Genomic DNA, 15,094 nt, shown 5'->3' with positions numbered 1-15,094 from the left:
TATCCCTGTTAGCGCTGCAGCATGAAGGTTTACGTCTGCAGACTTTTAATAAAACAGGAGTTATTCGTATGAAGAAGTTCGCTCTCGCTACTGCTACCGCTCTGACCCTGGCGATGGGTGCTAACGTAGCCTTTGCTCAGACTTCCCAAGCCCCTATGACTTTGGCGGCCGGTGAAGCGACCAAGGCTAAGGAAAGCGTTTCGGATACTTGGATCACCACTAAAGTCAAAGCCGACCTGCTGACCGAAAAAGGCATTCCGGGTTCGGACATCAAGGTTGAGACCAACAAAGGTGTGGTTTCCCTGTCCTCCGACGTAGCAGTCTCGGATTCGCAGAAAGCCACTGCTGTAGCCATCACCAAGAAAATCAAAGGTGTGAATGCTGTTTCGGCTGACGGTCTGCTGGCTGGCGGCGCTGTCAAAGCTGACGGCATCGACAAAACCAAAGGTGCGGCACACGACGCCAAAGAAACCACCAGCGACACTTGGATCACTACCAAAGTGAAGGCTGACCTGGTTACCGAGAAGGGCATTCCTGGCACTGACATCAAGGTTGAGACCAACAAGGGCGTAGTGTCCCTGTCGTCTCCGACTGCTGTGACTGCATCGCAGAAAGAAACTGCGGTTGCCATCACCAAGAAAATCAAAGGCGTTAAAGCTGTATCGGCCGACGGCCTGAAAGCAGAGTAACGTTAAAGGTTTCGTTTGAACGATATAGCGGCGGCTTAGGGTGAGCTAGTTATCCACCCGATGCACCTCTGGAGTTCATGCGACCGACCACACGGATGTGGTCATTACAGGCCCCGGCACTTGTGTCGGGGCCTGTTCTATTTTGGGGTTGAAACAAAACTGCCAGCCAACCCCCCAAAAAAATGTGGGAGCTGGCTTGCCAGCGATGTTGGCACCTCAGTCATTCAGTTGCACCGAGGTGATGCTATCGCAGGCAAGCCAGCTCCCACATTAGGATAGGCGTTGCTCAGAAGTTACTCGGCATCCAGATGCATTGGGGTGATGACCCGACCATCTTTCTCCGCCTGCCCCAGTTGCGCATCAATGAAGTACACCCGCTCATCTTCCAACTGGCCCTTGTCCACCAAGTAATCCTTGATGGTACTGGCGCGCTCCTGGCCCAGTTGGCGCAGCAGCACATCACTGCCGCTCCAGAACTTGATCACACCCTCTTTGAGCTTCGCCGAGCGCTCATCGCTGCCAAGGTTTTTCCATTCGGCGGGAGGTTGCTGTTTAAGACGGGTGCGGTAGATACCTTCCAGCAACGGTGCTTTTTCTTTCTCGGGCACTTCAAGCAACGAAGCTTGGGCCGGGACTTTGTCGCCACGGCGCTGGAGGATCTTGTAGTAGTTGTACTGGTATTCACGTTCCAGCCGCTGCGCCGCCAGGAACGGCCCATCGCTGCTGGCAGCAGCCGTGCCTTCGATTTCCAGGCGCAGGGTAGGGCGCTCTTTCAGTGCCTTGGCCAAGGTGTTCAGCGCGCCCTCGGCATCTTTGTTCAGCTCACTGGAGCCGGCGGCGAACGAAACATTACCCAGGTCTTCAGAGCCGCCACCCGTCACCAGCCCGCCAATAAACTTGAAGGGCGCGGTCGCTGCGCGGACGACGAGGTTACGCAGGGTCTGCCACACAATCGGCATCACGCTGAATTGCGGGTTGTTCAGGTCGCCACTGACCGGCAGTTCGATCGAGATCTTGCCGTCGCTGTCCTTGAGCAGGGCGATGGCCAGGCGAATCGGCAAGTCCACCGCATCGGAGCTGTCGACTTTCTCACCCAGTTGCAACTGTTCGACCACCACTTTGTTTTCGGCCTTCAACTGGCCCTTGGTGATCACGTAGTGCAAGTCGAGATTCAGCCGGCCCTTGCGGATACGGAAGCCTGCGAACTTGCCCGAGTAAGGTGTCAAGTTGGTCAACTCGACACGTTTGAAGCTGGTCGCGATATCCAGGGCTGCCATCGGATCAAACGGGTTCACGCTGCCCTTGATGGTCACTGGGGCGTAACGGTCTACCTTACCCTTGATATCGACGCTGGCCGGTTTGGCCTGGCGACTATCGATGGTGCCAATCTGGCCGTTGAGCTGTTGAATCGCGGTGGCGAAGTTGGGCGTGAGGCTGAAGTCGGCAAAGTTGGCCGAACCATCGTTAATTGCGATCTGCCCGATGTGGATGCCCAAGGGCTTGTCTTTGCTGGCCGCCGGCTTGGCGGCTGATTTGGCACCACTGTCGGCAGGCTGGGGAATCAGCAAGTCATCGATGTTGGTGGTGCGATCGTCGTTGATCATGAAGCGCGCATACGGCTGCAGCAGGTTGACCTTGTCGATCGACAGGCTCTGACCGTGCTGATAGTTCACACCCTCCAGTACCAGGCGCTGCCACTTGAGGAAGTCGCGGGTCTTGAGGGTGTCCAGGGTATGCAACTGATCGACCTGAGCGCGGCCGGTGATTTGCAGGGCCAACGGCTCGGTGCTCTTGAGGTTCACATCCAGGTTGCCGCCCAACATGCCGCTGCGCAGTTCCAGGCGAATAAACGGGCTGATATACGACTGGGCCACCCGCAGGTCGATGTCCTGGGTATTCACTTTCAGCTTGGCGCTGACCGGGTTGAGGTTAACCTCGCCGGTTGCCTGGATCTTGCCTTGCTTGCCCACGCCACTATCGACCTTCAAGGTGAAGGGGCTTTGGTTGAGGCTGTCGAAGTTCTGCATGTCGACATTCAACGGGCCCAGTTCCAGCGCCACCGCAGGTTTGGCCTGGCGGTCGGCCAGGTGTACCTGATAGTTACGCAGTTGCACATCCTTGAGCATCACTTGCCAGGGTTTGCTTGGCGCTGCCGGTTGGGCTTCAGGTGCGTCGGCGTCGGCGTCGGCGTTGGCCGGTGCCGGTGTTGGCTTGCTTGGCTGGCTGGCGAACAGTTTCTGCCAGTCGAGTTGGCCATCGGCTTCAAGAGCGGCCCAGGTTTCCAGCTTGTTGCTGCGGATTTTGCCGACGACTACCTGCTGCTTGGCCAGGTCTACCGTAGTTTCGCTGACATCCAGGCGTTCCAGGCGTACCAATGGCCGGCCATCCGGCGCCTTGATCGCGAAGGGCGCAATGCTGGCGGCGGTGTTGGTCAGGTTCAGCTCGGTCTCTTTGGCCAGGCTGAACTTATAGTCGGTGCTGAAGTTAAGCACGCCGTCTTCCAGCACCAGCGGCAAGGCGTCACGTACATACGGCCACCAAGCTTTCATCTTGCCGTCGGTGACCTTCAAGGTACCTTCGGAGGTGATCGGTACCAGGCTGACATTACCTTTCCAGTCGATCTGCCCGCCGTCAGGGCCAGCGGCCACCAGGGTCATGTCGGCGTTGTCTTCGGGCAAGGTGCTGAGGTTTTTCAGCTCGAAGTCGAGTTTGTCGTAGAGGAATTCGATAGGTTCGCTGGGGCGCAGGTCTCGGAAATGCAGATTGCCGCCCGCCAGTTTGATGCTGTCGATACGCAGCGGGAACGGTTTGGCATCGGGATCTGCGGGAGTCGGTTCGCTCGGCGGCAGTTTGAACAACTGCGCCAGGTTCAACTGGCCGGATTTGTCGAACAACAGTTCGGTCTTGGGCTGGTCCAGTTGCACATCAGCCAGGTGCAGGGCGCGGGTCCAGAGACTGTCGGCCTGCAGGTTGGCGTAAAAGCGCTGGAAGCCCACTTGTTCTTTGCCCGGCTCACCGATCTTCAGGCCCCACAGCGTGAGTTCCAGGCTGAACGGGTTGAGCTCGATGCGCTCGATTCGCGCCGGCACCGTGGCGTAATTCGCCAACTGTTGGTTGGCAATGCGAAGAGCGATGCCGGGTAAAATCAAAAAGCCCAGCAAGCTGTACAAAGCCAGGGCGGTCAACAAGGCGCCTGCGGCGCGGATCAATCCTTTGGGCATGGGTGACGCCATCTGTGTCGAACGAGAGTGCCTTGGAGTATGGCACGGTAATTCGGTTCCGAAGAACAGTGGCTGCTGGGAAACTTCCTACAAATGCAGGATCAAGGTCTTTAACGGAGGCTGCTGATCTGTGGAAGGAAAGTCTGCCCCGGGTGTCATGACCTGCCAGTCGCGCACTGGGCGGCCGGCTTTTTCTGCGCAACGCAGCACCTGTTCACGCCAGTCATCCATGCTGACTTTCGCCAGGTTGTTACAACAGATCAGTACCCCATTGTCAGCGGTGGTCAGCAGCGCGGGCTTGAGCAAGCTCTGATAGTCGCGCAGCAGGTCGACGGTGCCGAACGCGCTCTTGGCCCAGGCGGGCGGATCAAGCAGGACCAGGTCGTACTGGCGCTGCTCCAGGCGCGGATAGCTCGGCAGCTTTTGGCCGCGACGCTGGGTGATCGGCAGGCCCGCCAGTTGGCGAATGGCCGGGAAGTAATCGGACTGTACGAACTCCATGCTCGGCAATTGTGGGTTGAGCAGGCCGTTTTCACAGCCAACCGCCAGGTTGCCCTCGGCAAAGTCCAGGTTGCACACTTCGCGTGCGCCGCCGGCGGCCGCGCTCAAGCCCACGCCGCAGGTGTAGGCGAACAGGTTCAGCACGCTTTTGCCGGCGCTGTGATCCTTCACCCAACCACGGGTGTTACGCAGGTCGAGGAACAGTAACGGGTCCTGCCCGGCATGGCGCCCCCGCACACGGTAGCTGAGGCCCCACTCGTGGCCGACCAGGTCTTCGAGCGCCGCAGGCTCTGCGCGGTATACCGTGTCTTCACGATCGATACGCGAGTTGCCTCGGGCACGGTCGTTGTACACCAGCAGCAATTCCAGGCCCATGTATTGGTTGATCAGTTGATGCAGGTCCAGAAGGTCTGCGCTGTCCAGCGACTGATGGAAGCTCTGCACCAGCAATTGCGGGCCGTAGCGGTCGATGGTCAAGCCGCCGGCGCCTTCCTGGCTGCCGTGGAACAGCCGGTAGCAGTCTGTACCCTGGGCGTGCAGTTCGTTGATCAGGTCTTGGCGGTGATCGAGGGCGGCGCGCAGCGCCTGATTCAGGGGGGTCATGAAGCGCGCCTTGCTTGCAGAAAAATAAGAAAATCGGGGCGCGGAGTTTAACAGTTAACCCCGGCCTGCACAGGCCGGGGATTATCCTGAGCGCTATCGGTTCAGGCGTTTGTCGATCAACCCGTCTACGACGCTTGGGTCAGCCAGGGTTGAGGTATCGCCCAGGCTGTCCAGTTCGTTGCAGGCGATCTTGCGCAAGATGCGCCGCATGATCTTTCCGGAGCGGGTTTTCGGCAAGGCAGGCGCCCACTGGATCAGTTCCGGTTTGGCAAAGCTGCCAATTTCCTTGCTGACCAGGTCCAGCAAGTGCTTTTTCAGCGTATCGCTGGGCTCGACGCCGTTCATTGGCGTTACAAAGGCATAGATGCCCTGGCCCTTGACGTCATGGGGATAGCCGACCACAGCGGCTTCAGCGACCTGGTCATGCAGCACCAGGGCGCTTTCGACCTCGGCGGTGCCGATGCGATGGCCGGACACGTTGATCACATCATCGATGCGACCGGTGATCCAGTAGTCGCCGTCTTCATCGCGGCGTGCGCCGTCGCCGGTGAAGTAGTAGCCGGGATAGGGCTTGAAGTAAGTGTCGATCATGCGCTGCGGGTCGCCGTAGACGCTGCGAATCTGCCCCGGCCAGCTGGCCTTGATCGCCAGCACGCCACTGCCGGCGCCGCTGATTTCCTTGCCCTGCTCATCGAGCAGCACCGGTTGTACGCCGAACATCGGCTGTGTCGCGCAGCCCGGCTTGATGCGCTGGGCGCTGACCAGCGGGCTGAGCATGATGCCGCCGGTTTCGGTTTGCCACCAGGTATCGACGATGGGGCAGCGCTGTTCGCCCACCGCATTGAAGTACCAGTCCCAGGCCTCCGGGTTGATCGGCTCACCGACACTGCCCAGCAGGCGCAGGCTGGCGCGGGAGGTGCTCTCCAATGGGCCGTGGCCTTCACGCATCAGGGCGCGCAAAGCGGTGGGCGCGGTGTAGAAAATATTCACCTGATGTTTATCGATCACCTGCCAGAAGCGCGAGCTGTCCGGATAACTCGGCACGCCCTCGAACATCAGCGAAGTGGCGCCATTGGCCAGCGGACCGTAGACGATGTAGCTATGCCCGGTAACCCAGCCCACATCGGCGGTGCACCAGAACACTTCGCCCTCTTGGTAGTCGAGTACGTACTTGAAGGTCATCGCCGCTTGCAGCAGGTAGCCGCCAGTGGTGTGCAGCACGCCCTTGGGTTTGCCGGTGCTGCCGGAGGTGTAGAGGATGAACAGCGGATCCTCGGCGTCCATCGGCTCGGGTGGGCAGTTGTCGCTGGCGGCGTCCAGGGCCGCTTGATACTTGAGGTCGCGGCCCTCGTTCCAGTTCACGCTGGCTCCGGTGCGCTCGACCACCAGCACCGTGCTGACGTTCGGGCAACTGGCCAGGGCTTTATCGACATTCTGTTTCAGCGCCACGGGCTTGCCGCCGCGCACGCCTTCGTCGGCGGTTATCACGGTGCGGCAGTCGGCATCGAGAATACGGTCACGCAGGGCGTCAGGCGAAAACCCGCCAAACACCACCGAGTGCACCGCGCCAATTCGCGTGCAGGCCAGCATGGCGTAGGCCGCTTCCGGGATCATCGGCATGTAGATGCACACGCGGTCGCCTTTTTTCACGCCACGGTTTTTCAGCACATTGGCCAGGCGGCTGACGTTTTGATGCAGTTGGCGGTAAGTGATCGTGGAGGATTTTGACGGATCGTCGCCCTCCCAGATGAAGGCCGGCTGATCGGCGCGTTGCGCCAGGTGACGGTCAATGCAGTTGTAGCTGACGTTCAGTTGGCCGCCGGCAAACCATTGGGCGGCACCGGTATTGATGTCTGACTGCTGGACGGTGTGCCACGGTGTTATCCAGTCCAGAAAGCCCTTGGCCTGTTCGGCCCAGAAGGTCTCTGGCTGCTCGATGGATTGGCGATAGAGGCGCTGATAGTCTTCTTGACTGAGTTGCGCAGCCCGGCGGACGGCATCGGCGGTGGGAAACGTGCTGATATCGAACATGAGCGATCCTTATTCTTGTTTTTGCGACAAGTGATAAAGATGCACCCTGTGGTGGGAGGGTTCAAGGCCAACGTCCAAACAGACGTTGGCCTTGAGTGATCAGCATCAGCCGCGGTGACGACCGCGGAAGTAGTTGATCAGGCCCTGGGTCGAAGCGTCCTCGGCTGAGGTTTCTTCGGCGCCCGTCAGGCGGTTGTAAACGCCTTTGCCCAGTTCCTTGCCCAGTTCAACGCCCCATTGGTCAAAAGCGTTGATGCCCCAGACCACGCTCTGCACGAACACCTTGTGCTCATACATCGCCACCAGCGCGCCGAGGCGACGAGGGCTGATGCGTTCGACCACGAGGGTGTTGCTCGGACGGTTGCCCGGGATCACCTTGTGCGGTGCCAGCTTCTGCACTTCCGCTTCCGGCAGGCCCTTTTCACGCAGCTCGGCTTCGGCTTCGCCGCGGGTCTTGCCGAGCATCAGTGCCTGGCTCTGGGACAGGCAGTTGGCGTATAACCACTGGTGGTGATCGGAGACCGGGTTGAAGCTGACGATCGGCACGATGAAGTCGGCCGGGATCAGTTGCGTCCCTTGGTGCAGCAGCTGGTGGTAAGCGTGCTGCCCGTTGCAGCCTACGCCGCCCCAGATCACCGGGCCTGTATCGGTGGACACTGGCGTGCCGTCCTGGCGGACGCTCTTGCCGTTGGATTCCATGTCCAGCTGTTGCAAATGCTTGGTGATGTTACGCAGGTAATGGTCGTACGGCAGGATCGCATGGCTCTGCGCGCCCCAGAAGTTGCCGTACCACACGCCCAGCAAACCCAGCAGCACAGGCATGTTGGCTTCGAACGGCGCGTTCAGGAAGTGCTGGTCCATGGTGTAGGCACCCGACAGCAGTTCCTTGAAGTTGGACATGCCGATGGCCAGGGCGATTGGCAAGCCAATCGCCGACCACAGCGAGTAACGCCCACCTACCCAATCCCACATCGGGAAGATGTTCTCTTCACGAATACCAAAGGCTACGGCCGCCGCGTTGTTGCTCGAAACGGCGATGAAGTGGCGATACAGCTCAGCTTCCGAACCACCCTGGGCCAGGTACCAGGCGCGGGCGGCCTGGGCGTTCTTCAGGGTTTCAAGGGTGTTGAAGGATTTGGACGACACAATGAACAGCGTGGTCTCGGCGCGCAGCTTCATGGTCAGCTCGTGGAACTCGCTGCCGTCGATATTCGCCAGGTAGTGGCAACGCACGCCTTTGTGGGCGTAGGACAACAGCGCTTCGGAGACCAGTTCCGGACCGAGGAACGAACCACCGATGCCGATGTTCACCACGTCGGTGATCGGCTTTTCGGTGTAGCCACGCCACAGGCCGTCGTGGATGCGGCCGACCAGGTCAGTAATCTGGTTCAGCACCTTGTGCACGTCCGGCATGATGTTCACGCCGTTGACCGACAGCTTGTCACCCACCGGGCGGCGCAGGGCGGTATGCAGCGCCGGGCGGCCTTCGGAAGAGTTGACGGGCTCGCCCGCGTACAGCGCATCAATCGCGCCTTTAAGGTTCACTTCCTTGGCCAGGTCCACCAGCAGGTCGCGGGTTTCGCTGGTGATCAGGTTTTTCGAATAATCGAGGAAAAGTCCGCAGCTGCTCAAGGTAAATTGGGAAAAGCGCTGAGGGTCGGCATTGAACGCTTCGCGCATGCTGAAATCCTGCATGGCTTGGCGATGTTGAACAAGCGCTTGCCAGGCGGGCAGAGCGGTAACGTCATGAGGGGTGCGGTAGTACGCCATCGCTGCGGGTTTCCTTTTATTACAGGGACTGCCTTTAGGACACTTAAAAGCCCGGAACATCCATTCTTGTCTCAACGACTGGGTTCCAGACAGCGCTAACCATAGCGCAGGGCGATTACATTAAACCTAGCGTGTGGATATGTCTTGGCTTTGTCTGCGCTGTGGCCGGTACTTTTTTATACCGGCACAGCCGTCGGGGCAACAGGTGGAGGGTAAAGTGGGGTCAGGCGAGGTTCAGGTGCAGGTTATCGATCAGGCGTGTGGCGCCCAGATAAGCGGCGACCAGGATCACCACATCCCGATCTTCAGCCGTGGCCGGGCGCAGATGTACGCCTTGGCGCACTTCCAGGTAGTCCATGCGTAGCCCTGCGGCTTCAATCTGCCGGATTTGCTCGGCGCGAAGCTTGGCGAAATCATGATCACCGTCTTGGATGGCCGTGGCGATCTGGCTGAGGGCGCGGTACAGCACCGGCGCGACCGCACGTTGCTCCTCGGTGAGGTAACCGTTGCGTGATGACAGCGCGAGGCCGTCCGCTGCACGCACGGTGGGTTCGCCGATGATCTGGATCGGCATGTTCAGATCGCGGACCATGGCGCGAATGACCGCCAACTGCTGGTAGTCCTTCTGGCCAAATACGGCCATGTCGGGCTGGACCATGTTGAACAACTTGCTGACCACCGTGGCCACGCCTTCGAAATGCCCTGGGCGGCTGGCGCCGCACAAGCCTTCGGACAGTTGTGGCACGCTGACGCGGGTCTGGCCGTTCATGCCATCGGGGTACATTTCCTCGACAGTGGGGGCGAACAGCAGGTTGCAGCCCGCCTGCAGGAGTTTTTCCTGGTCGGCGGCCAAGGTGCGCGGGTATTTATCCAGATCTTCGCCGGCACCGAATTGCAGTGGGTTGACGAAGATGCTCGCCACCACGAAATCCGCCTGCTGCGCGGCCTTGGTCACCAGGGTGGCATGGCCGCTATGCAGGTTGCCCATGGTAGGCACAAAGCCGATGCGTTTGCCGGCGCTGCGGGCGTGGGTCACGGCAGCCCGCAGTTCGCGGACGGTTTTAACGGTGTTCATGCCGAGAATCCGTGTTCAGCGCCTGGGAAAGTCACATTCTTGACTGCGCTGACGTAAGCGCTCAGGGCTGCGTGGATGCTGTCCTGGCCGGCCATGAAGTTCTTCACGAACTTGGGTACGTGACCGCTAATCGACAGGCCGAGCATGTCGTGCAGGACCAGCACCTGACCATCGGTGGCGGAGCCGGCGCCAATGCCGATTACCGGCACTTTGACGGCCTGGGTGATTTCTGCGGCCAGTTCGCTGGGGACGCACTCCAGCACAATCATCGCGGCACCGGCTTGTTCCAGGGCGATGGCATCGGCGCGCATCTGGCGCGCCTGGGCTTCATTGCGACCCTGTACCTTGTAGCCGCCGAGGATGTTCACCGACTGCGGGGTCAGGCCCATGTGTGCACATACCGGTACACCGCGTTCAGCCAGCAGCCGGATCGACTCGGCCAGCCACACGGCGCCTTCGACTTTGACCATATGTGCGCCGGCCTGCATCAGCTTGCCGGCGTTCTGGAAGGTTTGCTCAAGCGTGGCGTACCCCATGAACGGCAGGTCGGCGATGATCAAGGCGCCGTCGTTGCCACGCTTGACGCTGGCGGTGTGGTAGGCCAGTTCATCCGTGGTCACGGGCAGGGTGCTGTCATTCCCTTGAAGAACCATGCCCAGGGAGTCGCCCACTAACAACACTTCAACCCCGGCCTGGCAACAGGCGTTGGCGAAGGTGGCGTCATAGCAGGTCAGCATGGTGATTTTTTCACCCTTGAGCTTGAGGCTCTGCAAGGTGGTCAGGGTAATGTCTGGCATGAAAAGGGTCCTCGTTCAGGCGCTTGGAAACAGCGAGTAACGCGCGTGAGTCTTCGTTTATACAGGCGCACTGTCTTGAAAGCAGTGCTTATAAGGCCTGGATTGCGCCCTGTAGCGCCGGGTTGGCGGCAGCGGGACGCCTATAGTCGTGAGGAGGACACGGGAAGTCAATTGGATGTGTTACCGCATTGTTACGATGGCGGTGTTACCGCTGTTACTGACGCCATTGCGCAACTTGTGCGCGGTTTACGGCAGCGCAGATCAGATGTGGGAGCTGGCTTGCCTGCGATGGCATCCACGCAGTGTGGCTGATACACCGAGTCGCTTGTATCGTAGGCAAGCCAGCTCCCACATTGACCGAGTCATTCTTGCGGTAAGCGTTCCAGGCCGACGAATGGGCAGGCTGTGAGCAGGGCGCTCAAGCGTTGGCCGTCAGGCAGTTGCAGGTCGGTTGACGCCAATTCAGCCAGCGGATACAGCACAAAGGCACGCAGATGCATCTGGTAGTGCGGCACCTTGAGGCGCGGTTCGTCGATCAGGCGATCACCGAACAGCAAGATATCCAGATCCAGTGTACGTGGGCCCCAGCGCTCAAGACGTTCGCGGCCCTGGTCATTCTCGATGGCTTGCAGCGCGTCGAGCAGGTCCAACGGCGCCAGGCTGCTGTCCAGTGCCGCAACCGCGTTGGTGTAGCGCGGTTGGCCCGGGAGCAGGGAGTCACTTTGATAAAAGGCAGACACACTGGCGAGGTGGGTGCCAGGCAGTTGCGCCAGCGCCTCGATCGCGCTGCGCAATTGCTGTTGCGGGGCAGCCAGGTTGCTGCCCATGCCGATGTAGATACGTTCCACGTTTATTCGCCCGCGGCGCCCGAGGCATCGGCACTGCTGCGTTTACGCTTGCTGCCGCTGCGGCGACGCTTTTTCGGCCCTTCACCGGCACCATCGCCTTTGCTGCCAAGCTCACGAATCATTTCGCGACGCTGGCTGTCATTGGCATCCTGATAGTCAGTCCACCATTCGCCCAGGCCATCGGTCTGCTCACCGGCGCTTTCGCGCAGCAGCAGGAAGTCGTAGCCGGCACGGAAGCGTGGGTTGTCCAGCAGCAGGTCAGCACGCTTACCGCTGCGACGCGGCAAACGTTCCTGCATGTCCCAGATTTCGCGGATCGGCATGGTGAAGCGTTTCGGGATGGCGATGCGTTGGCACTGCTCGGCGATCAGTTCGTGGGCGGCTTCCTGCATGGCCGGGATTGGCGGCATGCCACGGTCCTGCAGGCGCAGTACGCGCTTGGGCAACGCTGGCCACAGCAGGGCGGCAAACAGGAATGCCGGCGTTACCGGTTTGTTCTGCTTGATGCGCAGGTCGGTGTTGACCAACGCTTCGCTGATCAGCGTGTGGGTGTACGTCGGGTTGTATTCCAGCGCCTCGGCACTGGCCGGGAACAGCGGGTCGAACAACTGCAGGTCGACGAGCATTTCGAAGGTGTCGGCGGCATACCCCGAGAGGAACAACTTGAGCACCTCTTCGAACAGGCGTGCCGAGGGGATTTCCCGCAGCATGGGCGCCAGCTCGCGAATCGGCGCGGCAGTGTGCTTCTCGATACCGAAGTTGAGTTTGGCCGCGAACCGCACGGCGCGCAGCATACGCACCGGATCTTCCTGATAGCGCTGGGTCGGGTCACCGATCAGGCGGATCAGGTTATTGCGAATGTCGTGTACGCCATTGGCGTAATCGAGGATGCGCTCGCTGACCGGATCGTAATAAAGGGCATTGATGGTGAAGTCGCGACGTTGCGCGTCCTCCTCCAGGGTGCCGTAGACGTTATCACGCAGGATGCGCCCGCTCTCGTTGCGGGAAGACTGATTGGTGTCTTCCTCTTCATCGTTTTGCGGGTGACCGGCGCGGAAGGTCGCGACCTCAATGATTTCGCGACCAAAATGGATATGCACCAGCTTGAAGCGCCGGCCGATGATTCGTGCGTTACGAAACTCGGCGCGCACTTGTTCAGGCGTGGCACTGGTGGCTACGTCGAAATCCTTGGGCGTGATATTGAGCAGCATGTCGCGTACGCAACCACCCACCAGGTAAGCCTGGTAGCCGGCGTTCTGCAAACGTTCGACGATGTTCACTGCATAACGGCTGAATTGAGCGCGCTGCAACGAATGCTGGCTGCTGTTGAGCACTTCAGGCGTGCTGCGTTTGTGTTGCGTACGACGCAAGGGAGAACGGAATGACTGGAACAACTTCTTCAGCATGGGATGCACTGTTTGAAGGAATGTTCGGCCATAACGAAGAATGACCGCATGATGGGCGGGGATTCTAGCATTTAGTCAGGGGATGGTGTAGGAACAAGCTACAGGCATTGCGCCATAAGCGTTTTGGAGTCAAATCCCGGAAACTACAAGGGGAGCCGAAGCTCCCCCAGAAGTAGTTGCGTGCTCTATTTTTATTATTGATTTCGGGCTTCTTGTTTTTGTTGATCGCCCTCGCCATGAAGCTTCACCTTCATGACACTCCCAATCGAGAGTCAAGAGCAAACGGATTGCTTTGGTCGCTGTGTTGCTGATCTACGATCCAACCAGTTCAGGCTCTGCCTTAGGGCAGTTTTTGTTGTTCTCGGCCTGGTTGCGGGGCAAGCCCCAAATGCAACGCCTCTCCAAAAGAATCAGTTAGCTGCGCCTCCGCCGTGTTGTTTTTGTTATGCGTGAGTCGATTCGTCTTATTTTTATTGTCTTGTACATAGCTTGTTATTGTTTTTGTACTAAGCACATAGCAGGGTGCGTGCCAACTTTTGTGCCGGCCAGCAAAATCAGGGGGTTGAGGTGGTTTTGCAGTTTTCGAGGGCAAAAAAAAGCCGGGGCTTCGTTACCGTAAGCCCCGGCTTTTGTTACGTGAAAAGTCAGCGGTAACAGTTTTTTCACATCAACAGGTGTTACCCATAGGGGCGCACCCTCAGCTCTCGCTGGCAACCCCGGTCTTGCGCCGCGGAATGCCCAGGCGCTGGCGCCGCTCCCACAGGCACTTGCGACTCACACCCAGTTTGCGGGCCAGTTCGGTCTCGGTCATATGGTCCTGATGTTCCAGGACGAAATGCTGGAAGTAGTCTTCCAGTGACAAATCCTCCGTCGGCTCATGACTGGTATTGCTACCGCCGCCCTGTTGTGGGGCCAGGCCGATGAAGTCATCGTCTTCCAGGTCACTGAGCTCGATATCGATGCCCAAAAGCTCGGCGGAAATCTCCGGGCTTTCCGACAGGATCACCGCGCGCTCCACGGCGTTCTCCAATTCCCGCACGTTACCCGGCCACGAGTAATGCCGGATTGCCTGCTCGGCGTCCGCGGCAAACTTCAGGTCGGTACGGTTGATGCGTGCGCTCTGGCGTAACAGGAACGCACTGGCGATCTCGTTGACGTCGGCGCCGCGCTCGCGCAGGGCCGGCAATTTGAGGGCGATCACGTGCAGGCGGTAATACAAGTCTTCACGGAACTGGCCGATCTTGGCCAGGCTCTTGAGGTCACGGTGCGTCGCTGCAATAAGCCGCACATCAACCTTTTGCGATTGCACCGAACCGACTCGGCGAATCTCGCCTTCCTGCAACACCCGCAACAAGCGCGCCTGGGCTTCCAGTGGCAGTTCGCCGATTTCATCGAGGAACAAGGTTCCGCCGTCCGCCGCTTCAACCAGGCCAGCACGCCCGGCGCTGGCGCCGGTGAACGCGCCTTTCTCGTGACCGAACAGTTCGGACTCGATCAGCGATTCAGGGATTGCCGCGCAGTTCACCGAGATCATCGGTGCCTTGGCGCGCTTGGACAGGTTGTGCAGGGCGCGGGCAACCAGCTCCTTGCCGGTGCCCGACTCGCCCTGGATCAATACATTGGAATCGGTCGGCGCCACTTTGCGGATCTTGCTGTACAGATCCTGCATCGGCGGGCAGGAGCCGATGATGCCGATCTCGCCATTGCTGTTGTCCACACCGGGCTTGTCGGCGCCGTTGGTCGCTTTGCCGACTGGACGCTGTTCGGCAGGCGCGCTGCTGGCCGACTGACGGTCACGCAGGATGCGGGCCACGGCTTGGAGCATCTCATCGTGATCGAAAGGCTTGGCGATATAGTCCACCGCGCCCATCTTCATCGAGTCGACCGCCGAGCGCAGGCTGGCGTAGCTGGTCATGATCAGCACCGGGGTGCCTTGGCCCAGCTTGATCAGCTCGGTGCCCGGAGCTCCAGGCAGGCGCAGGTCGCTGACAATCAGGTCGAACGTGGGGATGCTGAACCGCTCCTGGGCTTCCTGCACCGAGCCGGCTTCGCTGACCTGGTACTGATTTCGTTCAAGCAGGCGACGCAAGGCAGAGCGGATAATGGTTTCGTCTTCGACGATCAAAATGTGCGGCATTGATTCAATTCTCTCG

Annotated in this window: 10 protein-coding genes; 1 reads left to right on the top strand and 9 read right to left on the bottom strand. The window is 59.6% G+C overall.

What is annotated here, in order from left to right:
- Nucleotides 1–68 precede the first annotated feature (68 nt).
- Nucleotides 69–689, top strand: a complete 621-nt coding sequence (locus tag E4P00_RS12545; RefSeq protein WP_032879445.1) for a BON domain-containing protein — start codon at nt 69–71, stop codon at nt 687–689.
- Nucleotides 690–982: 293 nt separating this feature from the next.
- Here E4P00_RS12545 and E4P00_RS12540 read toward each other — a convergent pair whose 3' ends face one another.
- The 9 genes from E4P00_RS12540 to E4P00_RS12500 form a co-directional block, all read right to left on the bottom strand.
- Nucleotides 983–3,910, bottom strand: coding sequence for a DUF748 domain-containing protein (locus E4P00_RS12540; protein WP_216092108.1), 2,928 nt, complete (start codon nt 3,908–3,910; stop codon nt 983–985).
- Nucleotides 3,911–3,997: 87 nt separating this feature from the next.
- Nucleotides 3,998–5,014 carry a class I SAM-dependent methyltransferase gene (locus E4P00_RS12535; protein WP_248131633.1) on the bottom strand — a complete coding sequence of 339 codons (1,017 nt, stop codon included), beginning with the start codon at nt 5,012–5,014 and terminating at the stop codon, nt 3,998–4,000.
- Between the two features lie 93 nt (nt 5,015–5,107).
- A complete protein-coding gene (gene acs / locus E4P00_RS12530) occupies nt 5,108–7,045 on the bottom strand; it encodes an acetate--CoA ligase (protein WP_103734798.1) in 1,938 nt (645 codons plus the stop codon).
- Nucleotides 7,046–7,150: 105 nt separating this feature from the next.
- Nucleotides 7,151–8,815, bottom strand: a complete 1,665-nt coding sequence (gene pgi / locus E4P00_RS12525) for a glucose-6-phosphate isomerase (RefSeq protein ID WP_032879450.1) — start codon at nt 8,813–8,815, stop codon at nt 7,151–7,153.
- 223 nt (nt 8,816–9,038) lie between these two features.
- On the bottom strand, nt 9,039–9,890 hold the full coding sequence (panC, locus tag E4P00_RS12520) for a pantoate--beta-alanine ligase (RefSeq protein WP_032879451.1): 852 nt from the start codon (nt 9,888–9,890) through the stop codon (nt 9,039–9,041).
- A complete protein-coding gene (gene panB, locus E4P00_RS12515; RefSeq protein WP_032879452.1) occupies nt 9,887–10,687 on the bottom strand; it encodes a 3-methyl-2-oxobutanoate hydroxymethyltransferase in 801 nt (266 codons plus the stop codon). Before panB ends, panC begins: the two co-directional genes overlap by 4 nt.
- A 362-nt stretch (nt 10,688–11,049) precedes the next feature.
- Entirely contained in the window at nt 11,050–11,535 is a 486-nt protein-coding gene (folK, locus tag E4P00_RS12510) for a 2-amino-4-hydroxy-6-hydroxymethyldihydropteridine diphosphokinase (protein ID WP_248131631.1), read from the bottom strand.
- A gap of 2 nt (nt 11,536–11,537) precedes the next feature.
- The gene (locus E4P00_RS12505) at nt 11,538–12,941 is read right to left on the bottom strand and encodes a polynucleotide adenylyltransferase PcnB (protein WP_032879455.1); all 1,404 of its coding nucleotides are present in this window, start codon (nt 12,939–12,941) and stop codon (nt 11,538–11,540) included.
- Nucleotides 12,942–13,638: 697 nt separating this feature from the next.
- Nucleotides 13,639–15,078, bottom strand: coding sequence for a sigma-54 dependent transcriptional regulator (locus E4P00_RS12500; protein WP_032879456.1), 1,440 nt, complete (start codon nt 15,076–15,078; stop codon nt 13,639–13,641).
- Nucleotides 15,079–15,094 lie beyond the last annotated feature (16 nt).

Origin of the sequence: Pseudomonas sp. B329 (genome assembly GCF_023127835.1) — a bacterium.
GTDB lineage: Bacteria > Pseudomonadota > Gammaproteobacteria > Pseudomonadales > Pseudomonadaceae > Aquipseudomonas > Aquipseudomonas synxantha_A.
The sequence above is the reverse complement of the archived record's forward strand: the minus strand, read 5'-3'. Positions and strand labels throughout refer to the sequence as shown.